This window comes from Dolomitihabitans soli (assembly GCF_022213955.1).
GTDB lineage: Bacteria > Actinomycetota > Actinomycetes > Streptosporangiales > Streptosporangiaceae > Streptosporangium_A > Streptosporangium_A soli.
In genome coordinates this window covers 177,088-200,136 of sequence record NZ_JAKNTW010000002.1, presented here as the reverse complement: position 1 = coordinate 200,136, position 23,049 = coordinate 177,088, and the positions used below count along the sequence as shown (strand labels likewise).

Sequence of the window (23,049 nt, the reverse complement as noted above, 5' to 3'; positions counted from 1 at the left end):
TCCTCTCTCTCCGTCGAGGAAGGGAACCACTGACATGTCGTTCAGTCGGCGAAGTGCGGCACTCCTGGCCGCGACCGCATTGCTCCTGGCGGGCTGCGGCGGCGGCCAGGACGAAGCGGACCCGGGGTCCACGGCCACGACCATCGAGTGGTGGCACATCCAGAACATCAAGCCGATGCAGCCCGTATGGGAGCAGCTGGCGCGAGAGTTCGAAGCCAAGAACCCCAACGTGAAAATCAAGATCACCGCGCTGGAGAACGAGGCGTTCAAGGCCAAGCTGACCACCGTCACCCAGTCGGGCAAGGCCCCCGACATCTTCCAGACCTGGGGCGGCGGCGTCATGGAGCAACAGGTGCAGGCGGACCTGATCAAGGACCTCACCGCCGACATCTCCTCCTGGTCCGGCACCCTGTCCCCGGCCGCACTGGCCGCCTACCAGTCCGGCGGCAAGACGTACGGCGTGCCGTACGACATCGGGATGGTCGGCTTCTGGTACAACAAGCCGCTGTTCGCCAAGGCGGGCATCAAGGCGCCGCCGGTCACCTGGACCGAGTTCATCGACGACGTGAAGAAGCTGAAGGCGGCGGGAACCACGCCGATCGCCCTCGCCGGCAAGGCCAAGTGGCCCGGTCACTACTACTGGACCTACCTCGCCATGCGGATCGCCGGGCTCGACGCGCTCAAGAAGGCGGCCGTCGACAAGTCCTTCGAGCAGCCCGACTTCATCGCGGCGGGGCAGAAGGTCAAGGAACTCGCGGACCTCGAACCGTTCCAGAAGGGCTTCCTCGGCGCCGACTACGACACCCCGAGCGGGCAGGCCGCCACGATGGGCAACGGCAAGGCGGCCATGGAGCTGATGGGCCAGTGGTCGCCGAACGTGCAGCGGGACACCTCCAAGGACCTCGGCGCCGACCTCGGCTTCTTCCCCTTCCCGTCCGTCGAGGGCGGCAAGGGAGCGGCGACGGAGGCCCTCGGGGGCGGCGGCGGGTTCTCCGTCGGAGCGGACGCGCCGCCGCAGGCCGTGGACTTCCTCAAGTTCATCTCCACCCCGGAGAACCAGCGCAGGACCGTGGAGACCGGCGTGGTCCAGCCGGTCGTCAAGGGCGTGGAGGGCGCGGTCAAGGACCAGCACGCCAAGCTGATCACCGAGAACCTGGCCGCCGCGACCGGCTTCCAGCTCTACCTCGACCAGGCGTACCCGCCCGCCGTGGGACAGCAGGTGAACGACAGCGTCGCCGAACTGATCGCGGGCACCAAGACCCCGGAGCAGGTCGTGCAGGCGATCACCGCGACGGCGAAGACCGAGTAGCGACGTGGTGAGAACGATCACACGATCCCGGGACGGCGTGACGCCGCCTCGCGGGTCCGGGCCGGCGGCCGGCGGAGCCGCCGGCCGCCGGCCTCGGGTCCGGCGTCTGACGACCATCCTCCTGTTCCTGCTCCCGGCGCTGGTGCTGTTCTGCCTGCTGGTGCTGGCGCCCATCCTGCTCGCGGGCTACGCCAGCCTGTTCAAGTGGAACGGCTTCGGCGTCCTGCCGACCAACTTCATCGGATTCGACAACTTCACCCGGCTGTTCGCCGACGAGATCTTCCTCGGCGACCTCTGGCGCGGCTTCCTGCTGATCCTGATGTCGGTGGTGATCCAGCTCCCGCTGGCGCTCGCCATCGCCATGCTGCTGAACCAGCGGATGCGCGGCCGGGCCCTCTACCGGCTGCTGTTCTTCGCCCCCTACGTGCTCTCCGAGGTCATCGCGGGCGTCCTGTTCACGATGGTCTTCTCGCCCGAGCACGGCCTGGCGAACAGCGTGCTCGGCTTCGTCGGGCTCGACGGGCTGGCCTCCACCTGGCTGTCCGAACCCTCGACGGTGATGTACTCGCTGTTCATCGTGATGACGTGGAAGTACTTCGGCTTCCACATGATCCTCTACCTGGCGGGGCGGCAGAGCATCCCCACCGAGGTCACCGACGCCGCCGCGATCGACGGGGCGAACAGCTGGCAGATCTTCCGCTACGTCACCCTGCCGCTGCTCGGCCCGACGATCCGGATCAGCGTCTTCCTCTGCGTCATCGGCGCCATCCAGCTCTTCGACCTGGTCTGGGTGCTCACCGGCGGCGGTCCCGTGCACGCCTCGGAGACGATGGCGGTCACCATGTTCGAGTTCGGCTTCAAGAGGTTCCAGGTCGGATACGCCAGCGCGATCAGCGTGGTGATGTTCATCATCAGCCTCGTCTTCGCCCTCGGCTACCAGCGATTCGTCATGCGCAGAGACATCCAGGGAGCGGTCACGAACATGGGAGGCGGGAGTTGACTTCCTCCCCACGCCTAAAGGCGGGGGATTCCAACCTTCACAGGCTGGGGTTCCTGCTTCACCGGCGACTGCACCCGGGCAGGCCCGGAATGTCTGACGTCACCTCCACAGGCGGTCACGGCACGACCTGCCGCCAGGATGTTCTTCGCGGCGTTGACGTCCCGGTCATGCCGGGTGCCGCAGGACGGGCACTGCCACGTCCGGATGGAAAGCGAAAGCTCGGCGAGCAGATGCCCGCACCCGCTACAGGTCTTCGAGGAGGGAAACCAGCGGTCCACCACGACCAGATGCCGGCCGTACCTGGCGCTCTTGTACTCGAGCATCCGGCGGAACGCGCCCCAGCCGCAGTCGGAGATGGCCTTGGCCAGCGACCGGTTGCGGACCATGTTCTTCACAGCCAGGTCTTCGATCACGATCACATCGTGGTCGCGGACCAGCCCGGCCGAGGTGCGGTGCAGGAAATCCGTGCGGGACGCGCGGACCTTCCGATGCGCCCGGGCGACCTTCGCCTTCGCCTTCACCCGGTTGTTCGAGCCCTTCACCTTGCGGGCCATCCTGCGCTGATACCGGGCCAGGTTACGTTCCCGCGCGGCCAAAGCCCGGGGATTGGCGATCTTCAGCCCGCCGGAGGTGACCGCGAAGTCCTTGATGCCCAGGTCGATACCGACCACCGCGCCGGTAGCCGGGGGCCGCTCGGGGTCGGCGATCTCGACGGCGAGGGAGACGTACCAGCGGCCGTCGGGGTCCCGGGAGACGGTCACCGTGGACGGGTCGACCGACGCCGGGTCCACCCCGGGCCAGGACCACACGAACGCAAGTGGTGTTTCCATCTTCGCCAGCCGCAGCCGCCCGTCCCGGTAGCGGAACCCGCTTCGGGTGTACTCCGCGCTCTGCCGGCCGTGCCGCGACTTGTAACGCGGATATCGGGCCCGGAGGGCGAAGAAGTTCGCGAACGCCCGCTGCTGGGTCCGCAGAACCTGCTGCAACGGCACCGAGGACACCTCGCTCAGCCAGGCGTACCCCTCGGCACGTTTCAGCCCGGTGAGGAACGCGCTGGCCTGCGACACGCTCGTAGACGCCTGCTCGGTGTGCCAGCGCTGGCGCCGCCAGGCGAGCGTCTGGTTCCACACCACACGCACACACCCGAACGTACGGTTCAACACCGCCACCTGCTCGGGGGTCGGATAGGCCCGAGACTTGTACGCCGTCCGCACACCAGGAACCTAACAGCGGCACCGCCCCTGGGTACGCCATTCCGCCATGACGGCGCACCGACGTCCCTTACACCGCTACACGGCACGTTCGCTTTCCTCCCCAGGGCTGAAGTCCGGGGTTTCCAGTGAAGGAGCTCTCGATGAGCAACCACGCGCGCGAGGCCCCCTCGCGGGTGGTCGTCCGGCTCAAGGGCATCGGCCTGCACACGATCGTCTGGGTGATCGGCAGCTTCATCGTCGTGCCGATCGTCTTCGGCGTGCTCGGCGGCTTCAAGAACAACCAGCAGCTCTCGACCAACCCCTTCGGCCTGCCCGACCCCTGGGTGCCCTCGAACTACACCGACGTCCTGTTCTCCTCGTCGTTCTGGCGGCAGATCGGCAGCAGCACCGTCATCGCCCTGGCCACCACGCTGATCGTCGTCATGGTGTCCGCCATGGCGGCGTACATCTTCGCCCGCTTCGCCTTCAAGGGACGCGAGCTGCTGTTCACGTTCTTCGCGGTCGGGCTGATGTTCCCGTTCGCGGTGGCCATCCTGCCGCTCTTCGTCCTGCTCCGGTCGCTGGACCTGCTGGACAACCCGTTCGGGGTGATCCTGCCGCAGGCCGCCTTCGGCCTGCCGGTGACGATCATCATCCTGCGGCAGTTCTTCCGCACCATCCCCGGCGAGATCGAGGAGGCCGCGACCCTCGACGGCTGCACGCCCTTCGGCTTCTTCTGGCGCATCCTGCTGCCGATGGCCCGCCCCGCGCTCGCCACCGTCTCGGTGCTCGCGGTCGTGGGCAGCTGGAACAACTTCATGCTCCCCCTGGTCGTGTTCAACGATCCCGACTGGTGGACGCTCCCCGTGGGGTTGCAGCAGTTCAAGGGCCAGTACAGCGCCGACACCGCACGCATCCTCGCCTACGTCGTACTCGCCATGGTCCCCGCGCTCGCCTTCTACTCCGTCGCCGAACGACAACTCATCGGCGGCCTGGCCTCAGGAGCGATGAAGGGATGACCACGTACGGCGACGCGAGGCCGTACCGCCTGCAGCTGGTGCGATCTCCTTGCATGAAGGAGACGCCCAGGCTGTCCAAAATGGGGTAGATCGCGGCGTACGCGTGGAGACCTCCCATCTGCGCGGGTACGGCGCGGGCAGCCGGCCACGCCTTTGCCCACCCGCTGGTCCAGCCCCAAATGATCACTTGCGGTAGACGATCTCCTTGTCGCCGGGCGCCGGGTACGCCATGATCAGCAGCCGCTGGGCGGCATGGTCCTCGCCCTTCCAGGGGAACCAGGCGTAGTGCACGCGGATCCGGTAGTGGCCCGCGCGGCGGTTGAGCGACAGGTCGGGCAGTTCGGTGCCGCTGAGCAAGTCAGTGAGCACGATCTCGCCCGTGGGGCTGTGGTAGCCGACTTCGACGACCGTATCCCAGCCCTTGGTCTCCACGGGTGGGCGGCGTGTGTAGGTCTCGACGGTGACGCAGATGTCGAAGTCGGAATGGGTGAGGACGGTCAGGATGCCGGGTTCGGAGGAGACCAGCCTGTTGCCGGGGTCCAGATTCGGATCTTCCTCGCTCTCGTATGTCTGCAGCACCCCGTAGTCGGTCCACAGGGGCTCCTTGATCCGGGTCGCCTTGGCCGGTTCGATGCGCGGGCGGTGGTGTGGCGTCGCGTCGCACCTGCGCTGGGACTCCGCCTCCAGCTGCGCCATCTCCTTGTCCTCCTCCGCCTGTGCGGCCTGGACGATGGCGGCGGCGCTGGGGCAGATGCCGGCGAGCGGATAGGTCAGGTCGTCGCGGTCGACCTTCCAGCGGGCCAGCTGCTGCGAGTCGTTGCGCGTGTGGAGGTCGCACATCCAGCGGCCGTAGCCGAGCACGATCTGGTCGGGCGTGGTGGCGGCGAACTGCCGCAGGCCGGTGTTCTCCTGGCGGAGGGCGCAGACGAACATCTGCTCGGCGGTCAGCTCGCGCGCTCGTCGCCCTTCCCGCAACTGCAGTTCCCAAGGCTCGGGCGGGTCGCACTCCTGGGCCGTGGTGACGGGCCCGCGGGCCTGGTCCGCCGCGGGGAGGAGGCAGAGCATCACCACCGATGCGAGACAGGCGACGAGCACATTGCGTCGCACGCGCTGGGTGGGCGGGGCGGCGTATCCGATCAGCAGGATGAGAGCGGAGGCGGTGAGCGCCAAGCCGTACCACAGCGGGGAGATTCCGGTGGACACGAGCGCGCCGTCCTTGACGAACAGGCTGTCCGGATAGAGCGGCAGCTCCCCGTGGAGGTCGGGGCTCACCTCGGCGAACGTGCTCACGGCTATGGCGGCCAGCAAGAACAGGGTCAGCGTCGTGGCCCGCAGGAGGCGGTGGGTGCGCCACCAGACGGCGGCCAAGATCAGCAGCGATGGGATGCCGACGCCGACGAGGAGGTCGAGGGCATACCAGGCGATGGAGAGCTCGAAACTGCCGTTCTCGCGCACGGCGTTCGACAACACGTTCTGTGGCCCGAGCCAGAACGGCATCGCGTTCGCGAGGTTGGCCGCCGCCGGAAGCAGAGGGAGCACGATCGCCACCATGGGCAGCGGCCATCGCCTGGCGGGCGCTCGCGTGGACCGTGGCCGGGGCGCCGGAGGCGGGAGACTGCCCAGGTCGTGCGCGGATCGGGCGTGCCAGACCAGCCCGAAGACGGATAGCGCGCGCAGGAGATCGTAGAACAGCTCTTCCCAGGCCACCTCGTCCCCCAAGCTGACCGTCATGAACGAGGTGGGCTGGAGGAGCGACATGATCACCGCAGCGAGGCCGAACCGCACGGTCGCCGCGCTCCAGCGCGGGTCCCGCGCTTGGGCTACCAGCAGCGACACCATCCACATCGACCAGCTGAGATTCTGCACCCAGAGCAGACCGGTGATACCGGCGAACAGGTCGCCGCCCAGGCCCCATGCGACGGTGGTGGCCAGGTCGCTCACCGCGCAGAGTGTCCCTGTCACGAGGATGAGCAGCCGCAGCCATCGAGGGGCGGTGCCGCGCAGCACGCGGAAGAACAGCCAGGTCGTGACCAGCTGGATCAGCACGGAGACCAGCCCCCGCCACCAGGTGTACGGGATCGGCAGGAGCAGGAGCAGGCTGTTTCCGACGCTGACGTAGAGTACGGCCCGCAGCAGGCGGACCTCCCTGCCGTGCCGCGCGGCCTCGCCCTGCTCGCGGCCGCGCAGCACCTGCCAGTACGCCCAGGCCTGCACCGCCGCGATCAGGACGAGCACGACCACGAGCCACCACCACGGCGGGAAGTCGTCGATAGTGAAGCCATGCCGGTCCACGACGACCACCCAGATGGGGGAGATGTCGCCGGTGACCTGCGCGACGACGCCGAGGACGACGACGGCGGCCAGATAGACCGCCGCGAGGGCGGCCGCGACCCGGCCGAAACGGTGGCGGCGCATGAGGGCACTCCTGGAGACGGGGAGCGAGGCGCCCAACTGTAACGAGCCGCCACGAACATGATCAACGTCTATTGGGTAACGAGGCCGCCCGGCCCCGCGCCTGCCGCTTTAAATCCGTCTATGCATTTCAAGCGGCAGGTAGTTCCGAATGGTGAACCGTCACGCCGTCACTCGTAAGCCGGCATTAATGAATCCCGAGCAGGCCTCCACATCCAGATGTGGCCGGTATCCACGGCGTACCTGCAATCGCTTGCAGGTGCCCCTTTTTTTTCAGGTCCAATACTCCCGTCCAATCACACCCTAATTGCCCATATCTGCGAAAAGAAAACTGCACATAGAGTGCATTGACTCCTCCGCGAGGTCACCGAGTTGTTCGGCTACCGATCCGGGTTGGACGCGCCGTGTCGTCGGACCGGCAGAATCAGGAAGTTCTGCTCCGTACGGCGCGCCTCCAGGTCACGCCGTCTCTCCTATCCACGCGATGAAGGAGCGCAGGTGTTCCGTCGGGCGGGCCTCCGCGCCCGCGATGGCGTAGACGAGGTCGCGCGCCATCGGGTGGTGCCGGACCTGCTGCGGGGAGACCTTCCTGGCCTCGGCCAGCGCCTTGAAGGACTGACGTCTGTCGCCGTGGTAGAACCAGGCCCTGGAGACCTCCAGCCAGTGGTGTCCCGCGCGTACAGGCGGGACATCGGGCGGTAGGGGCAGGCTCATCCAGTGGCGTCCGCCCGGTACGCCGGGCGGACGCCGGAGGGCGCCCGCCCGTTGAAGGGCGGTTGCGCCGTCGGCCAGTTCGACGGCGACCGAGACGGCGTGCAGTTCCGTGTTCGCTCTGCCGAATTCCATACCGTAGGGATTCCCGTGCCCTTCGGGCAGGAGACGGGCCGTCTCGCGGGCTGCTCGCAGATGGTCGTCCGCGACCGCCGCCCGTCCGGCCCGGGCGGCGAGGACGGCCGAACGCAGGTGAAGAGACCCGTAGACGCTCAACGCGGGAGCGCCCATCCGGCCGACGTCCTCGCCGACGTCGCCACGCGCACGCTCCATGAGTCTCAGACCTTGGTCGTAGGCGGTGGCACCGAGAAGTGACGCCCCGCGAGACCATTTCGTGCGAACGATCCTCAGGGGGTCCTGGGATCGCACAGCAGCCCATTCGATGCGATCAAGTGCGAGACTCCGGAGGTCGGCGTACCCGAGTTGGTGGCTTAGCCCTGACACCCCTCCATACGCTTCGGCCAGTAATGCATAAAGTCGTGGGTCTCCCGTTGTCTGGACGGCCACCGACAATTCCTCAAGAAGCGGCGTCAAATGGTGGCCGAGCTGGAGATAGCGCGCATTTCGGCCAAGCTGGGAAACGTGCTGGACGTCTGCTGAAAGCTCTTCTATGGGACGAGGCCGCATATCTTCCGGTGGGAGATCCCAGGTGAGAAGGGCGAACCGGAGGGGTTCGATCGTCGCCTGCAGCCGTGACCAGCGCGTCGTCGGATCTTCGTAGGGTTGCCCGGTGATCCTGGGGACGTCGATCCGCAGCGCCCGAGCCACTGCGCCGATGAAAGCCGGAGACGCGGGCAGGTGACCTGATTCCACCTTTGTGAGCAAGCTGTAGGAAATATGGGCTTGTTTGGCGAGTTGGCGCTGACTGTATCCCCGCTCCTTGCGTAGAGCGGCTACCCGAGTCCCCACTCGCTCGTGCCCTTCCATCACACCACCAGATTCTGATGTCGGCTTTCAGCCGCCTTGAAAGCTCAGCGGATGTTCTCCGTTCACGATAGGTCCGTGACTCCCGGTGATGCCACCGAAAGGGTGGTGTGGGCCGCGGACGACGAAACCGTCCCGGCCACGATCGACGCGATCGAAGAGAAGTTCGATCATTGGTGGGCATGGGTGAGCGACACGGGCACCTGGTGGGCCGCCCGCCGATCAGCGCTGACCTCAGCCGAGATGGCGGCGGGCTGCGTCCACTACCTGCGAACCGACGACGGTGCTCAACTCGTCCGGCGATTAGCAGAGCAAGATCTCGCGCGATCCGCCCCGGAGCCGAAGACGCTCGACAGGCTCCCAGACAAGGAAGGCTTCCCCGACTCGTGAGACACGTCAGAACGGCACGACACGCGCACGGGGGGAAGACGGTGGACGTGCGGCGCCGTACATTCGATCGCGATCGCAAGGCCGCTGCCGTCGCCCTCGACCAGGGTGAGGCATCGTGGGTCATCTGGTACGGCGTGGCCTCCAGATTCTTCTACGCCGTCCCCACCTGGAACTGTCCCGGCCCGCTGATCGTGCGAGGGCGCAGCATCATTGATCTCGTTGAGCAGATGCGCGATGCGGAGGGGCAGGTCCCGTGAGCGGCCACGGTGAACACGCGGGCGCCGCGGCAGCCTCGGCCACAGGCGCTCCGTTCTTTGTGTGGAAAGCGGACGACGGTCTCGGACGTACACGCTCCGGCGTCACCGGGTTGCGGCACCAAGCTGTGCTGGACCTGTTCGCCGCCATGTGCGTGATGCCCGACCTCCGCGCGGTGGGAATCCTGCGCGCGGCCGTGCTCGACTCGTTCGCCCGTGACGCCGTCTATGTCTACAGCCCGGTGCTGATCCGCATCCGGCGTGACGCACGCACCGGCGGCCTGCTGGTGGAAGGTGCCGACGGGTCGTGAACCCCGAGCGTGCCTGCGAAGCGGGTGATCGTTGGGGCTCCTTCGTGGAACTTCCTGAGCGCTTGCCGGTTGACACCCTTTAAACCTACCTGGAATATAGGGAATGCTTTCGACTGGGTAAGGAGCTGTGAAGGTCATGAGGAGATCTCCTCGTCGTGTCATCGGCTGGGTCGTCGCTGTCGTGTTCGTGTGTCTGGCCGGCGCGTGCGGGGGGTCTTCGACGGAGGTGGAGGGCTCGGCGGGTGGCGGGGCCGTGCTGAAGCTGAAGGATCCCGGGAACTCCGGGGTGCTCGCCTACGCCAAACGCGCGGGGGTCCTGGAGAAGCGGCTGGCGGAGGTGGGGGCCGAAGTGGAGTGGGGCGGCAGCTACGCCTCCTTCACCGCGACCGTCGACGCGGTCCGTTCGGGGTCGGTCAACGTGCTGGAGGGCGCCTTCTCGCCGGTGCTCGGCTATCTGGCCAACAGCAAGGACATCAAGATCTTCTCGGTGACCGACCGGGTCACCGATCCGGCGGCCCCGCAGACCGACGGGCTGGTCGTGCCGGCTGACAGTCCGGTCAGGTCGGTGCGGGACCTGGCGGGCAAGCAGGTGGCCGTGAACAAGGGCGGCCGGGGGGAGTATCTCCTCCTGCTGGCCCTGGAGGAGGCGGGCGTCCCGGCCGAGCAGGTGAAGAGGGTCTACCTCAACCCGGACCAGGGCGCCTCCGCCTTCGCCACCGGGAAGGTGGACGCCTGGTGGGCGATCGTGCGGGCCTATCCCGAGGTCGTCGCCAAGGGGGCCAGGGTGCTGGTGCACGGGCGTGATCTGAAGGACCAGGATCTGTCGATGTTCGCCGCCAGGACCGAGTTGCTCCAGCGGCATCCGAAGGTCGTTCAGGTCTACCTCGACGTGATGGCCGAGCTGACCGAGGAGGCGCGGAAGTCGCCGGACAAGTTCCAGAACGTCTTCCTCGCCCAGGGACCGACCGCCGTCTCCGGCGCCCGGCTCGCCGAGGAGATCGCCAAGGCGCGGTACGCCGAGGTCCCGCGCCCCGCCACCGCCGCCGACGGCGCCGCCATCGCGGACGTGGCGAAGATCTTCAGGAAGTACGGCGTGCTGCCCGCCGACATCGACCCTGCCGACGTGATCTTCGACCTGAAGGCGGGGCGATCCAGATGACTCTGGAAACGACTCACCACGACACCAATCCGGACAACGACACCGGTCAGGGCGGCGGCTCGGGCGGGGGAGTAGGCGGAACTCCGGATGTGGCGGTGAGCCCGCGCCTAGAGGGTTGGGGGGTGGGTGCTCAGCGGCTGGCTGAGCCTGAGCATCTGGGGAAGCGGCGACGGCACCCTGGGTTGTCGGTGGTACTCAGGGTGTCGGTGCCGTCGCTGCTGCTGGCGGCGTGGTGGGTCGGATCGGCCGGCGGAGGCATCCCGGCCGACGTGCTGGCCCATCCGGCCTCCGTGGTCGGCGCGCTGCGGGAGCTGGTCGCCACCGGGCAGTTCGGCGACTACGTCGCGGCCTCGGCGGTCAGGGCCGGGCTGGGCGTGCTGCTCGGCGGCGGCGTCGGCCTGGTGCTGGGGGTCGTCGCGGGACTGTCGGCCCTCGGCGAGGAGCTGGTCGATCCGACGATGCAGATGAAACGGGCGGTGCCGTTCCTGGCGCTGGTGCCGTTGTTCATCTCCTGGTTCGGCGTCGGCGAGACGTTCAAGGTCCTGCTGATCGCGGTGGCGTCCGCCGGCCCCATGTACGCCTACTCCTACCTGGGAGTGCGCGGTGTGGACCGCAAGGTGGTGGAGGCGGCGCGCGGGTTCGGGCTCAAGGGGTTCGGGCTCGCCTTCGGGGTGATCATCCCGAGCGCGCTGCCCAGCATCCTGATGGCCCTGCGCATCTGCCTGTCGGTCGCGCTGACCGGCCTCATCGCCGCCGAGCAGATCGGCGCGACCGAGGGCATCGGCTACCTGGTGACCCTCGCCCAGCAGTACTACCGCAGCGACTACATGGTGCTGTGCATCCTGATCTACGCCGTGCTCGGGCTGGCCATCGACCTGGCGATCAGAGGCGTGGAACGGCTGGCCATGCCCTGGCGCTCCCACGTGGCGGCACGATGACCGCCCAACCGGACGAGCCGGCCGATCTCGCCCTGCGCATCCGCGCCCTGTCCAAGAGGTTCGGCGCCAAACAGGTCCTCTCGGGCATCGACCTGGACATCAGGCGCGGCGAGTTCGTCGCCCTGCTCGGTCCCAGCGGCACCGGGAAGACCACCCTGCTGCGCATCCTGGCCGGCCTGGAACTCCCCGACGAGGGAACCGTCCTGGCCGCGCCCCGCCGTACGACCGTCTATCAGGAACCCCGGCTGGTGCAGGCCAGGCGGGTGCTCGCCAACGTGACCCTCGGGCTGCCCGCCGCGCGTGGGAGGGCCGCCCGCGACGCGCTCGCCGAGGTGGGTCTCGAAGGCTACGAGCGGCACTGGCCGGCGACGCTGTCGGGCGGCGAGGCGCAGCGGGTCGCGCTGGCCCGCGCGCTGGTCCGCGACCCCGAGCTGCTGCTGCTCGACGAGCCGTTCGCCGCGCTCGACGCGCTCACCCGCCTGCAGATGCAGGAGCTCGTCGCCGAGCTGTGCGAGCGCCACCGCCCGGCCGTCGTGCTGGTCACCCACGACGTGGAGGAGGCCGTACGGCTCGCCGACCGGGTCGTGGTGCTGCGCGAGGGCGGGTTCGCCGTGGACCGGCCCATCGATCTCCCCCATCCGCGTGACCGTGACGATCCGGCCTTCGCCGAACACCGTCGTCTGTTCCTCGCCCATCTGGGCGTCGCCGTTTCCCGTTGAGGAGTCCCATGCCGGACAAGATCTGGTACACCCGTTGCCCCGTGCCCACCGCCAGCGGCCTGGCCCACAATCTCGGCTGGCTGGCCGAGGAGTTCGGCCGGTCGGGGCTGGAGCTGGGGGTCCTGCAGGACGCCGGGCCCGAGCTGGCCCCGCGCCACTTCGACCACCGGCTGGTCGGCCTGTTCCGCGAGGGCGGGAACGTTCCCGCGCTGGCGGCCCGCGCCGAGGGCGCGCCGACCCGGCTGATCGGCCTGACCTGGATCGAGGAGTGGCAGTCGATCTTGGTCCGGCCGGATTCCGGCATCACCGGCGCCGCCGGGCTGCGCGGCGCCCGGATCGCGCTGCCGGGCTGGGCGGAGACCCGCGCGCGGAGCTTCCCCCGCGCGATGGCGCTGCACGGCGCCAAGGGCGCGCTCGCCCAGGCCGGCCTGACCCTGGAGGAGGTCACGTTCGTGGAGGTGGCGAGCAGCGCGTCCCCGTCCTGGCCGGGCCTCGCCGAACTGGCCTCGGGCGAGGTGGACGCGGTGTACGCCAAGGGTGCCCGCGCCGCCGAGCAGGCGCGGCGGATCGGCGCCGTGGTAGCCGTCGACCTGGACGCGCACCCCGACCCGCGTACCCGGGTGAACAACGGCACACCCCGTCCGATCACCGTGCACGAGGAACTCCTCGACCGTCACCCGGACCTGGTCGTCGCCTTCCTGGAGCAGAGCCTGCGCGCGGCCGACTGGGCGGCGGACGACCTCGACGGCGTCCGCTCGATCCTGGCGGGCGAGACCGGTTCGGGAGCGGAGGCCGTGGCCACCGCCTACCGGGGCGACTTCCACACCGCCCTGCACCCCGACCTGTCCAGTGAGCGGCTCGGCCTGCTCGCGATCCAGCAGACCTTCCTGCAGACGCACGGCTTCCTCGCCGGCGACTTCGACCTCGCCTCCTGGGTGGCTCCCGAGCCGCTGGCGCAGGCTCGGGAGCGACTGGCACACCGGGCGGTGGCCTGAATGCCCAGGTTCCTGATCACGCTGCCCGCCCGGGGCGACGGCCGGCACCCGCTGCGCCGCAACCGGGGCGACTGGCAGCCGGGCGCGCACGCCGTACTGCCTCCGGTGGTCTCCGACGTACGGCGGGGCGCGTTCGGGCCCTTCGACCATCTGGCTCAGGTGGGGCGGGCGGCGGAGATCGCGACGTTCGGCGGGGCGCTCGCGCCCTTCGACGCCGGCGGCGAGGAGTCCCTGGTGGTCGCCGCCGGGCTGCTGCGGCAGACGAGGTGGTTGCGGGTGGTGGCGGAGTTCCATCCGGTGATCGCCACGCCCGTCTACGCGGCGAAGATCTCGGCCTCGTTGCAGCGGTTCTCCGGCGACCGGCTGGACTGGCAGGTGGCGGTCGATCTCGATCGGTCCGTCGCCAGGTCACAGGGTGACTTCGTGACGGGCGCCAACCGTTATGTCCGGGCGGACGAGTTCCTCACCGTGGCCAAGGGAGTGTGGCACGAGGAGGGCTACAGCTTCGACGGGCGGTTCTACCACGTGCTGTCCGGCGGGTTCCAGCCGCCGCTGTCGGGCCGTCCGTTCCCCCGGATCCATCTGTCGGGCACCTCACCCGAGGCGCTGGCGCTGTCCGCGCGGCACGCCGACGTGCACGTGTTCCGGCCGGAGGACGACCTGGAGGCGGGCATCGCCGCGCTGACCCGGGGACGCGCGACGGCCGGGCTCCGGGTGCCCGTGCTGGCCAGGGACGACGACGAGGAGGCGTGGGAGGCGGCGCGCACCCTGTGGATCAGGAGCGGCGGCGAGCCCGAGGCGGTTCCGGAGCGGGGGCCGTTGTGGACCGGGTTCGGCTCGGCCGGGCTGGTCGGGTCGTACGAGACCGTCGCACAGGCCATCCGTGGCTACCTCGCGCGAGGCGTCACGACCTTCTTCCTGGAGGCGCGGCCGCACATCGAGGAGACGTACCGGCTGGGGGAGCGGTTGCTGCCCCTGCTGGTGAAGGAGGACGAGCATGCCCGTTGACATCTACTGGCGGATCGGCACCCACGGCGACCAGCAGTCGCTGCGGCGGCGGACGGTGAGCCGGGGGGCGTGGGCGCCGGTGCTGCCGGGCAGCCTGACGCCCGGCATCCGCGACGGCCACGCCGACGGCTACAGCTACGTGGACCACATGGCCGACGTCGCCCGCGCGTCGGAGATCTCCGGATTCGTCGGTGGGTTGCTGCCGTCGTTCCCCAACACGGACGACCCGTGGGCGGCCGCCGCGACGCTCGCCCGCGAGACCAGCACCTATCGGTTCATGATCGCTTTCCAGCCGGGGTTCCTGCATCCCGTGCAGGCGGCCAGGATGTCGGCCAGCCTCCAACGGGCCACCGGCGGGCGGGTCGTGTACAACATCATCTCCGGTGGTGGCGGCCCCGACCAGCTCTGGTGGGGCGACAAGGTGGACCACGACGACCGCTACGCGCGCACCTCGGAGTTCCTCGACGTGCTCAAGGGCGTCTGGAACGGCGGGCCGTACGACTTCGAGGGGCGGTTCTACCGGGTGGAGGGCGCGGGGCTGCCCGAGCCGCTCGCCCGGCAGCCCTTCCCGGAGATCTACTTCTCCGGGTCCTCCAAGGCGGCGATCCAGGCCGCCGGGCGGCACGCCGACCACTACCTCTCGTGGCTGGAGCCGTACGAGCCGCTGGCGGAGAAGTTCGCGCAGGTGCGGGAGCACAGCGAAACGATCGGGCGGGCGCCGAAGTTCGCGGTGCGCGTCGAGGTCCTGGCGCGTGACACCGAGGAGGAGGCGTGGGAGGAGATCCGGCGCGGCTGGGACGGCATCGACCCGTCCGTGCTGCGCGGCGCGACCGGTGACTCCATCGGCTGGCAGCGCAGCCGGTCCTTCGTCACCGGGGCGGTCAACGGCTACCGCGACCTCGAGGTGCAGCCCAACGTGTGGGGCGGGTTCCACCTGCTGCGCGGCGGGCCGGCGTTCGGGCTCGTCGGGAGCTACCAGCAGGTCGCCGAGCGGCTGGACGAGCTGATCTCGCTCGGCGTCGACGCCTTCATCCTGGCGGGCGTCCCCCATCTGGAGGAGGCGTACCGCGTCGGCGAGGAGGTCCTCCCGTTGCTGCGCGGGCGTGACCTCCGTGTTCAGTCCCCACTTCTGGAAGGAATTAGCTCATGAGCTTGCGAGTCGGATATTTCCCCAGTAACAACTCCCTGTGGGTGCTGCGCCACCGGGGCATCCTGGAACGGTCGATCCCCGACGTCGAATGGGTCGACCTGCGCAGCCTCCCCTCGGGCGACCGGCCCGCGGCCACCGAGGGCCTGCCGTCGCTGCACGGCGACCACCTCTTCGACGGCGGCTACGACTTCATCGGCACCGGCTCCACGCCGCCCGTCACCGCGCAGGGCAAGGGCCACGACGTCGTCTACGTCGCGACGTCCGGCTCCCGGCACGAGAACGGGCGGCTGATCGTGCACGAGGACTCGCCGATCGGCTCCCCCGCCGACCTGGCGGGTAAGCGGGTCGCGCTGGGGCACGGCTCCTGGCAGACCACGCTGCTCCTCTTCGCGCTCGAAGGCGTGGGCCTGACCTGGAAGGACATTGAACCGGTGGACGCCGGGGCGGAAGCGGCCCAGCTGTTCCTGGACCGGAAGGTCGACGCCTGGGTCGGCTCCTATCCCTCGCTCACCCGGGTCGAACTGGAGGCGTCCACCCGGGAACTGGTCGCCACCGACGGGCTGTTCAGCCATCGCTCGCTGTGGTTCACCCGCCGCGACTTCGCCGAGGGCCGGCCCGGCGAGCTGGCCGCGATCGTGGCCGCCCTCCAGGAGTCCGACCGCTGGATCCAGGCGAACTACCGGGAGGCCGCCGCCCTGTTCGCCGCCGACGACGGCGGAGACCCCGACGCCTGGGAGAACGCGCTGCGCAGGCGGCCGTTCGGGTTGCACGCGGTCAGCGACGAGTTCGTGGCCGAGCAGCAGCGCGCCGCCGACCTCTTCTTCGCCAACGGCCTCATCGACCGGGAGATCACCGTCGCGGACGCCGTCCTGCCCCGGCTCGCCGAGGTGGTCGAGCAGGCCCGTTGACCTGGCCGCGCTGAGGGCGCCCCCGTACCGCCTCGCTCGGGAGCGATACGGGGCGTCCTGCGCGGTGCCCCCGATCACGATCGTGCCCCTGAAAGGAAGTGCCTGCCGTCTGCAAGAGCCTGTCAAGGCTCGGCGGGGACAATCGTCAACATGACACCGTTACTCACCGGGTCGCTGACCGGCAGAGGCTCCCGTACTCGCGAACGGATCGTCACCGCCGCACGGGAGGTCTTCGAGGAGGTCGGCTACCTGGACGCCCGCGTCTCCCAGATCACCACGCGCGCCCATGTGGCCTACGGCACCTTCTACACCTACTTCGACTCCAAGGAGGAGGTGTTCAGGGAGGTCGCCGAGCAACTGTTCGCCGAGATGCTCGGCGGCGACCGCGGCAGAAGGACCGGCGGCACCCCGCTCGCCCTGGTGCGCGGCGCCAACCGCTCCTACTACGAGGCGTACCTGCGCAACGCCCGGATGATGGCGATCATCGAGCAGGTCGCCACCTTCAACGAGGACTTCAGGGAACTGCGCAGCAGGCACCGCGCCGCCTCGGTCAGGCGTACGGCGGGCGCCATCAGGCGGTGGCAGCGGTCGGGCCGGATCGCTCCCGACCTCGATCCCGAACTCGCCGCCGCCGCCCTGGGCGCGATGATCGACCACTCCCTCTACCTGTGGCTCGCCCAGGGCGGCGTCGCGGATGCCGAACGCCTCATGGACACCCTCGATCATCTCGTCGTGCACGCGCTCGGCCTGGACAAGCGGATCTCACCCGGCCGCGCAGGTGAGAGCCGGGTTGCCGAGAGCGCCGCCGGTTGAGGCCAGGCATCTGCGCGGCGACTTTCACCCGGCCGCGCAGGTGAGAGCCGGGTTGCCGAGAGCGCCGCCGGTTGAGGCCAGGCATCTGCGCGGCGACTTTTCACCCGGCCGCGCAGGTGAGAGCCGGGTTGCCGGGAGCGCCGCCGGTTGAGGCGAGGAAGCCGAAGGTCGCGGTGGCACCGGGCGCGAGCGAGCCGTTCCAGCCCACGTTCTTCGCGGTGACCCCGGCGCCGCTCTGCCCGAGCGTCGTGTTCCACGACTGCGTCACCTGCTCGCCACCGGTGAACGACCATCGCACCGTCCAGCCCGGCAGCGTGGTCTGGCCGGCGTTGCGCACGGTGACCTCGCCCTGGAAACCGCCCTGCCAGGAGTTCGCCACCTTGTAGGCCGCCGAGCAGCCGCCGGTGGGCGGCGGCGTGGTCACCGTGGGGGTGGGCGTCGGCGTCGGTGACGGCGTGCCGCCGCCGCCCAGGACGCCGGCCAGCGCCGGGAACCACCGGTCGGACATCTTCTTGTCGCCCGCCGCGTTGGGATGCACCCCGTCGTAGGTGTCGGCGGCCGTGCTGAAGCCGGTCCACTGGTCGACCACCACGATCGGCGACTGCGCGGTGGACTTGCCGGCCGCCCAGCCCGGGATCGCCGCGTTCAGCGCCACCGTCCGCTGCGCGCACTCGCCGCAGGTGCTCGGGTTCATCGGGATGATCTGCGCGACCAGGATCTTCATGTTCGCGTTGCTCGCCCGCATCTGGTCCACCAGCTTGCCGAACGCGGCCAGGATGGTCGCCGTCGGCCGGTTGCTCCACACGTCGTTGGTGCCGAAGTGCATCAGCACCACGTCGGGCCTGGCCGCCGACAGCCAGCCGGGCAGCTGGTTCTGGTCCGCGACGTTGGTGGCCAGGAACCCGCCGTGCCCCTCGTTGTCCCCGTCGTGGGCGACCGAGCAGCCCTGGGGGCCGAGGGTGCCGACGAAGTCGATGTCGGTGTGGCCCGCGTTCACCAGCCGGTTCCAGAGCAGGGCCCGCCAGCAGCCCGGCGAGCCGGTGATCGAGTCGCCCAGCGGCATGATCCGCACGGCCGCCGCGTGCGCCGGATTCGTCGGCCCCACGATCGAGTACGCCAGGGCCAGCACCAAGCCCGTCAGAATGGTGAGATACGCCTTCTTGCCCATGCCGGTCTCCCGTCGTAGCCCGGCATGATCGTAGGAAGCCGCGAGCGTCCTGGGGAAGAAGAACCGTCCGGGCGGCAGGCCGACCTGCGACGCGTCCTGCAACTTTCACCCCGGACCGGTGCTTCGGATGTACGGCAGGCCACGTTGACGCTGCTCGCCGTCGACGGTCACGGTCCGCGGGGCAGCGCTTCTCAGGTGGGGGTGGCCGATCGCCGTTTCGGCTGGCTCGCTGGAGTGGATCCGCTGGTTCAACCGCAGGATTCGGCGGCCGACACCCGCAGGAGGAGCAGCGCAAGATCATCGCCACGTCGGACACATAGGCGCACGTGGCCACTGGGGCAATACCGGCAAATCGCGGTCTTACGTGTCCGTTGTGGCAGCCGGACTCAACAACCGGAGGAGATGGCCGGCGGGCCTGCCGTGACGGCGATCGGCCACGGCGGCCGAGGAGCGTGGACCCCGCACGCCGCCGGTGGCGGCGGCGGGTGGTCGGCACGGGGCCTGCCGTACGTCCTCCTTAGAGGCGTTGGGCCTTGCTGAGCAGGCGTTGGGCGATGACGACGAGGGCCAGGAACAGGCCGCTGACCACCTGCTGGAAGGAGGAGGTGAGGTTGCCGACCTGGTTGATGAGGCTCTGGATCACGCCGAGGAGCAGGACGCCGGAGATGGTGCCGGTGAGCCCGCCCGCGCCGCCGGTGAGCAGGGTGCCGCCGATGACGACGGCCGCGATCACGTCGAGTTCCAGGCCGATGCCGAGGATGGTGACGCCCGAGGAGAGCCGGGCGGCGTTGAGGGCTCCGGCCAGGCCCGCCAGCAGGCCCGACATGAGGTAGACGTAGATCTTGGTGCGGGCGACGGGGACGCCCATCAGGGCGGCGGCCTGTTCGTTGCCGTCGACGGCGTAGACGTTCTGGCCGAAGCCGGTGCGCTGGAGCAGGAGCATGCCGCCCAGGGCGAGGGCGATGGTGATGTAGACGGGGTAGGTCAGGCCCAGGAGTTCGCCCTGGCCCAGCGTGGCGAAGGCGGGATCCTTGACGATCAGACTCGTTCTAAATCGGTCAGAAATCGATCCTGCGAGCCACGCTCGCGAGGGTGTCGGTGGCCGACTATGATCGGATTCGGCCAGGCTGCGAGCGCGGACGGACAGGTGGATACCGTGGGCGAGACACACGCGCCGGGCGACGGCCGGCGGCCCGTGTTCGCCGCCGAGCGCCGCCAGCGCATCATCGAGCTGGTCCGGGCCAACGGCGCGGTCTCGCTGCGTGAGCTGGCCCAGGCGGTGCGATCCTCCGAGGTCACGGTGCGCCGCGACCTGCGCGCCCTGGAGGCCGAAGGGCTGCTCAACCGTCACCACGGCGGCGCGACGCTGCCGGGGGAGCTGTCCAGGGAGCCCACCCACTCGCAGAAGGCACAGGTCGCCTCGGCGGAGAAGACCGCGATCGCCGACCTGGCCGTCTCCCTGGTCGAGGACGGCGACGCCATCGTGATCGGCCCCGGCACCACCACCCACGAGTTCGCCAGGCGGCTGAACAGGAACACCGAACTGGCCGTGGTCACCAACTCCCTGCTGGTGGCGCAGGCGCTGGCCAACTCCCCGCGCGTGGAGGTCATGCTGACCGGCGGCACCCTGCGCGGCTCCATCCTCGCCCTGGTCGGCAGCGCCGCCGAGCAGTCGCTGTCCGGCCTGCGCGTACGGCGCGCCTTCATCTCCGGCAACGGCCTCACCGCGGAACGCGGCCTCTCCACCCCCAACATGCAGGTCGCCAGCACCGACCGGGCGCTCGCGGCGGCGGCCGAGGAGGTGGTCGTGCTCGCCGACCACACCAAGATCGGTATCGACACGATGGTGCAGACCGTGCCCACCTTCGACCACCTCGTCACCGACGACGGCGCTCCCCGCGACGTGCTCGACGAGCTCGCGGGCCGGGGCGTCCGCCTGCACGTCGCCCGACTCTGAATGACTGGATTTGATCGGCTGTGACGCGATAACGTTCGTTCCGTTACGGGAATGTTTCCCAGGGGACTCACCGATCGGTTCATCGGGGGCGTCTGAAAGGTCGCGCGAGATGGGCAGCACGGTTCTCCAGACCGCCGGCATCCTGAAGAGCTTCCAGGGTGTCCGCGCGCTGGACCACGTCTCCTTCACGATCGGGCCCGGCGAGGTGCACGCGCTCGTCGGCGGCAACGGCGCCGGCAAGTCCACCCTGGTCAAACTGCTGACCGGCGTCCACCAACCCGACGCCGGCGAACTCCGCTACCTGGGTGAGCCGGTCCGGTCCTGCTCGCCCGCCGAGGCCAGGCGCGCCGGAATCGCCGCCGTCCACCAGGAGTCCAACCTGGTCCCGCCGATGAGCGTCGCCCGCAACCTGTTCCTCGGAAGGGAACCGCGCGGCCGCTTCGGACTGATCGACTTCGCCCACATGCACACCACCGCCCAGGAGATCGTCAAGACGTACGGCCTGCACACCGACGTCCGCCGGCCGCTCGGCTCGCTCGGCGCGGGCGCGCAGCAGATCGTCGCGCTCGCCCGGGCCGCCTCCATGGACGCCCGGGTGGTCGTGATGGACGAACCGGCGTCGTCGCTGGAGCCGCCGGAGATGGAGACCCTGTTCTCGGCCGTGGCCCGGCTGCGCGACGAGGGACGTTCGGTGATCTACGTGAGCCACCGGCTGGAGGAGCTCTACCGCACCTGCGACACGGTGACCGTGCTGCGCGACGGCAAGGTGGTGCACACGGGACCGCTGCCCGGGCTCGACCGGGTCAGATTGGTCTCCCTGATGGTCGGCAGCCCGCTCCGCCGCGGCACCCCGGCCGGCGGCGGCGAGCCCGCGCCTGCGGGCGTCTTCGACCCGCCCGCCGACCTGCCCATCCTGGAGGCCACCGGCCTCACCCGCCGGAACGTGCTGTCCGGCGTCTCCATCGCCCTGCGGCAGGGCGAGGTGCTCGGCCTCGGCGGGCTGCTCGGCGCCGGCCGCAGCGAGACCGCCAAGGCCATCGCCGGCGTGCTGGCCGTGGACGCGGGCCAGGTCACGATCGCGGGCAGCCCGCCGCGCAAATGGTCGATCAGGGGAGCCATCCGGGCCGGCGTCGGCCTCGTCCCGGAGAACCGCACCACCGAGGGGATCGTCCCCACACTCTCCGTGCGCGACAACATCGCGCTCGCCGCCCTGCCCCGCCTCTCCCGCGCGGGCATCGTCTCCGACACGCGGGTGGACCGGATCGTCGCGACCTTCATGGGCCGTCTGGGCATCAAGGCCGTCTCGCCGCGGCAGCCGGTCGGCGAACTGTCGGGCGGCAACCAGCAGAAGGTGCTGCTCGCCCGGTGGCTGGCGATGAACCCCAGGATTCTGCTCCTAGACGAGCTCACCCGCGGGGTCGACGTGGCGGCCCGGACGGAGCTGCGGGAACTGATCGACGACCTCGCCGTGGACGGCCTCGCCGTACTGTTGATCTCCTCCGATGTGTCGGAGCTGGTGGAGAATTGCGACCGCGTCATCGTGCTGCACGACGGTACGGTCACCGGCGAGCTGATCGGCCCCGCGGTGACCGAGGAGGGCATCATGGCCGCCATGGCCGCCACGCCGTCCCCCGTCTGAGCCGTCGGGACGGTCAGGCCGCCGGCGAGCGGCGGTGGGCTGTCGGGCTGATGCCGCGGACGCGCTTGAAGGCGACGGACAGGGCGAAAGCGTTCGCGTAGCCGACGCGACGGGCGATCGTCTCGACGGTGTCGTCGGTCGTCCGCAGAGAGTCGGCGGCCAGCGTGATCCGCCAGCCGGTCAGGTACGCGATCGGCGCTTCGCCGACCAGGGCGGTGAAGCGGCGGGACAGGCTTGCGCGGGAGACATCGGTGCGCTCGGCCAGCTCGACGACATTCCACGGATGCGCTGGAGCCTCGTGCAGCAGGCGGAGCGCCAAGCCGACGACCGGGTCGCTCTGGGCTCGGTACCACCCCGGCGCGTGCGACTCCGGCCGGGCGAACCAGGCCCGCAGCGTGGTGATCAGCGCCAGGTCGAGCCACCGGTCCAGCACGCTCTGCTGGCCGGGCTCGTCGTTCTGGATCTCGCCGAGCACCAGATCCATCACATGTCCGGCGACCTCGGCAGCCGGTACCACCAGCACCGATGGCAGGGCGGTGAGCAGCCGGCGGCTGACGTCACCGTCGAGTTGATAGGTGCCGCTGACCACCATCGCGGCGCCTTCCGGGCGTCCGCCGTGCGTCCGGACCCCGAGCCGCGCGCTGTAGTCGACGGGGGCTCCAGGCAGAGGTTCGCAGAGTCCGCCTGGGTGGATTCGCAGTTGCGGTGCGGTCCCAGGCTCGTCGGCGACGACGTACGGTTCCGGGCCACGCAGGACGGCGACGTCGCGCTCCTCCATCCGGACGGGTTCCGCGCCGTCCCGGACGATCCAGGCCGAGCCGCGCACGAGGGACGCGAGCGCGAGTGGCGCCTCGTCGGCGATGTGCACCGCCCACGGCGGGTCCATGATCGTCAGGTTGAAGATCCCGCCGCGAGCCTTGGTACCGGCCAGCAGATCGTCGAGCACATCCATGGCCGCCAGCTTAGCTGAGACTCTCAGACATGGAAATGCGGCACACAACCATGGTTTGTC

At 69.6% G+C, this 23,049-nt stretch carries 22 protein-coding genes and 1 pseudogene; 16 read left to right on the top strand and 7 right to left on the bottom strand.

Annotation, left to right across the window (positions count from 1 at the left end; translation table 11 throughout):
- Positions 1–34: 34 nt before the first annotated feature.
- Entirely contained in the window at positions 35–1,309 is a 1,275-nt protein-coding gene (locus tag MBA17_RS05795) for an extracellular solute-binding protein (protein ID WP_238495228.1), read from the top strand.
- Between the two features lie 7 nt (positions 1,310–1,316).
- Complete coding sequence (locus tag MBA17_RS05790) at positions 1,317–2,309, top strand: carbohydrate ABC transporter permease (protein WP_238495227.1); 993 nt, start codon at positions 1,317–1,319, stop codon at positions 2,307–2,309.
- A 14-nt stretch (positions 2,310–2,323) separates the two neighbouring features.
- On the opposite strand, the gene MBA17_RS05785 is transcribed toward MBA17_RS05790, so the two are convergent.
- Entirely contained in the window at positions 2,324–3,523 is a 1,200-nt protein-coding gene (locus MBA17_RS05785; RefSeq protein ID WP_238495226.1) for an RNA-guided endonuclease InsQ/TnpB family protein, read from the bottom strand.
- A gap of 140 nt (positions 3,524–3,663) precedes the next feature.
- On the opposite strand from MBA17_RS05785, the gene MBA17_RS05780 reads away from it, so the two are divergent.
- Positions 3,664–4,521 (top strand): carbohydrate ABC transporter permease, encoded by an 858-nt coding sequence (locus MBA17_RS05780; protein ID WP_238495225.1) that lies wholly within the window; start codon positions 3,664–3,666, stop codon positions 4,519–4,521.
- A 183-nt stretch (positions 4,522–4,704) separates the two neighbouring features.
- On the opposite strand, the gene MBA17_RS05775 is transcribed toward MBA17_RS05780, so the two are convergent.
- From MBA17_RS05775 to MBA17_RS50235, 3 genes and pseudogenes are all read right to left on the bottom strand, one after another.
- Positions 4,705–6,936, bottom strand: coding sequence for a DUF2339 domain-containing protein (locus MBA17_RS05775; RefSeq protein ID WP_238495224.1), 2,232 nt, complete (start codon positions 6,934–6,936; stop codon positions 4,705–4,707).
- Between the two features lie 456 nt (positions 6,937–7,392).
- Positions 7,393–7,977, bottom strand: coding sequence for a hypothetical protein (locus MBA17_RS05770; protein WP_238495223.1), 585 nt, complete (start codon positions 7,975–7,977; stop codon positions 7,393–7,395).
- 480 nt (positions 7,978–8,457) lie between these two features.
- Positions 8,458–8,631 (bottom strand): annotated as a pseudogene (locus tag MBA17_RS50235) (helix-turn-helix domain-containing protein); the annotation flags it as partial.
- 75 nt (positions 8,632–8,706) lie between these two features.
- On the opposite strand from MBA17_RS50235, the gene MBA17_RS05765 reads away from it, so the two are divergent.
- The 11 genes from MBA17_RS05765 (at position 8,707) to MBA17_RS05715 (ending at position 17,273) form a co-directional block, all read left to right on the top strand.
- Entirely contained in the window at positions 8,707–9,018 is a 312-nt protein-coding gene (locus MBA17_RS05765) for a hypothetical protein (RefSeq protein ID WP_238495222.1), read from the top strand.
- Positions 9,015–9,275 carry a hypothetical protein gene (locus MBA17_RS05760; RefSeq protein WP_238495221.1) on the top strand — a complete coding sequence of 87 codons (261 nt, stop codon included), beginning with the start codon at positions 9,015–9,017 and terminating at the stop codon, positions 9,273–9,275. Before MBA17_RS05765 ends, MBA17_RS05760 begins: the two co-directional genes overlap by 4 nt.
- A 110-nt stretch (positions 9,276–9,385) precedes the next feature.
- A complete protein-coding gene (locus MBA17_RS05755; RefSeq protein WP_238495220.1) occupies positions 9,386–9,583 on the top strand; it encodes a hypothetical protein in 198 nt (65 codons plus the stop codon).
- A 136-nt stretch (positions 9,584–9,719) separates the two neighbouring features.
- Positions 9,720–10,742: an ABC transporter substrate-binding protein gene (locus MBA17_RS05750; RefSeq protein ID WP_238495219.1), complete on the top strand. Its 1,023-nt coding sequence runs from the start codon at positions 9,720–9,722 to the stop codon at positions 10,740–10,742.
- Between the two features lie 200 nt (positions 10,743–10,942).
- On the top strand, positions 10,943–11,680 hold the full coding sequence (locus tag MBA17_RS05745) for an ABC transporter permease (RefSeq protein WP_238495218.1): 738 nt from the start codon (positions 10,943–10,945) through the stop codon (positions 11,678–11,680).
- On the top strand, positions 11,677–12,399 hold the full coding sequence (locus MBA17_RS05740; protein ID WP_238495217.1) for an ABC transporter ATP-binding protein: 723 nt from the start codon (positions 11,677–11,679) through the stop codon (positions 12,397–12,399). Before MBA17_RS05745 ends, MBA17_RS05740 begins: the two co-directional genes overlap by 4 nt.
- Before the next feature lie 8 nt (positions 12,400–12,407).
- On the top strand, positions 12,408–13,394 hold the full coding sequence (locus MBA17_RS05735; RefSeq protein ID WP_238495216.1) for an ABC transporter substrate-binding protein: 987 nt from the start codon (positions 12,408–12,410) through the stop codon (positions 13,392–13,394).
- A complete protein-coding gene (locus tag MBA17_RS05730; RefSeq protein ID WP_238495215.1) occupies positions 13,395–14,402 on the top strand; it encodes an LLM class flavin-dependent oxidoreductase in 1,008 nt (335 codons plus the stop codon). It abuts the gene before it with no gap.
- Complete coding sequence (locus tag MBA17_RS05725; protein WP_238495214.1) at positions 14,392–15,552, top strand: LLM class flavin-dependent oxidoreductase; 1,161 nt, start codon at positions 14,392–14,394, stop codon at positions 15,550–15,552. Before MBA17_RS05730 ends, MBA17_RS05725 begins: the two co-directional genes overlap by 11 nt.
- On the top strand, positions 15,549–16,460 hold the full coding sequence (locus MBA17_RS05720; RefSeq protein ID WP_238495213.1) for an ABC transporter substrate-binding protein: 912 nt from the start codon (positions 15,549–15,551) through the stop codon (positions 16,458–16,460). Before MBA17_RS05725 ends, MBA17_RS05720 begins: the two co-directional genes overlap by 4 nt.
- A 150-nt stretch (positions 16,461–16,610) precedes the next feature.
- Complete coding sequence (locus tag MBA17_RS05715; RefSeq protein ID WP_238495212.1) at positions 16,611–17,273, top strand: TetR/AcrR family transcriptional regulator; 663 nt, start codon at positions 16,611–16,613, stop codon at positions 17,271–17,273.
- A gap of 100 nt (positions 17,274–17,373) precedes the next feature.
- Here the strand turns inward: MBA17_RS05715 and MBA17_RS05710 are convergent, their stop codons facing one another.
- Together MBA17_RS05710 and MBA17_RS05705 are read right to left on the bottom strand one after the other, a co-directional pair.
- Entirely contained in the window at positions 17,374–18,543 is a 1,170-nt protein-coding gene (locus MBA17_RS05710) for a cellulose binding domain-containing protein (protein ID WP_238495211.1), read from the bottom strand.
- A 415-nt stretch (positions 18,544–18,958) separates the two neighbouring features.
- A complete protein-coding gene (locus MBA17_RS05705) occupies positions 18,959–19,612 on the bottom strand; it encodes an ABC transporter permease (RefSeq protein WP_238495210.1) in 654 nt (217 codons plus the stop codon).
- Between MBA17_RS05705 and MBA17_RS05700 the strand changes: the two genes are divergently transcribed.
- Together MBA17_RS05700 and MBA17_RS05695 are read left to right on the top strand one after the other, a co-directional pair.
- Positions 19,598–20,398, top strand: coding sequence for a DeoR/GlpR family DNA-binding transcription regulator (locus MBA17_RS05700; protein ID WP_238495209.1), 801 nt, complete (start codon positions 19,598–19,600; stop codon positions 20,396–20,398). The two genes, MBA17_RS05705 and MBA17_RS05700, sit on opposite strands and share 15 nt — an antisense overlap.
- 109 nt (positions 20,399–20,507) lie before the next feature.
- Positions 20,508–22,037: a sugar ABC transporter ATP-binding protein gene (locus MBA17_RS05695; RefSeq protein ID WP_238495208.1), complete on the top strand. Its 1,530-nt coding sequence runs from the start codon at positions 20,508–20,510 to the stop codon at positions 22,035–22,037.
- 13 nt (positions 22,038–22,050) lie between these two features.
- Here the strand turns inward: MBA17_RS05695 and MBA17_RS05690 are convergent, their stop codons facing one another.
- Positions 22,051–22,989: an AraC family transcriptional regulator gene (locus MBA17_RS05690; RefSeq protein WP_238495207.1), complete on the bottom strand. Its 939-nt coding sequence runs from the start codon at positions 22,987–22,989 to the stop codon at positions 22,051–22,053.
- Between the last annotated feature and the right edge of the window lie 60 nt (positions 22,990–23,049).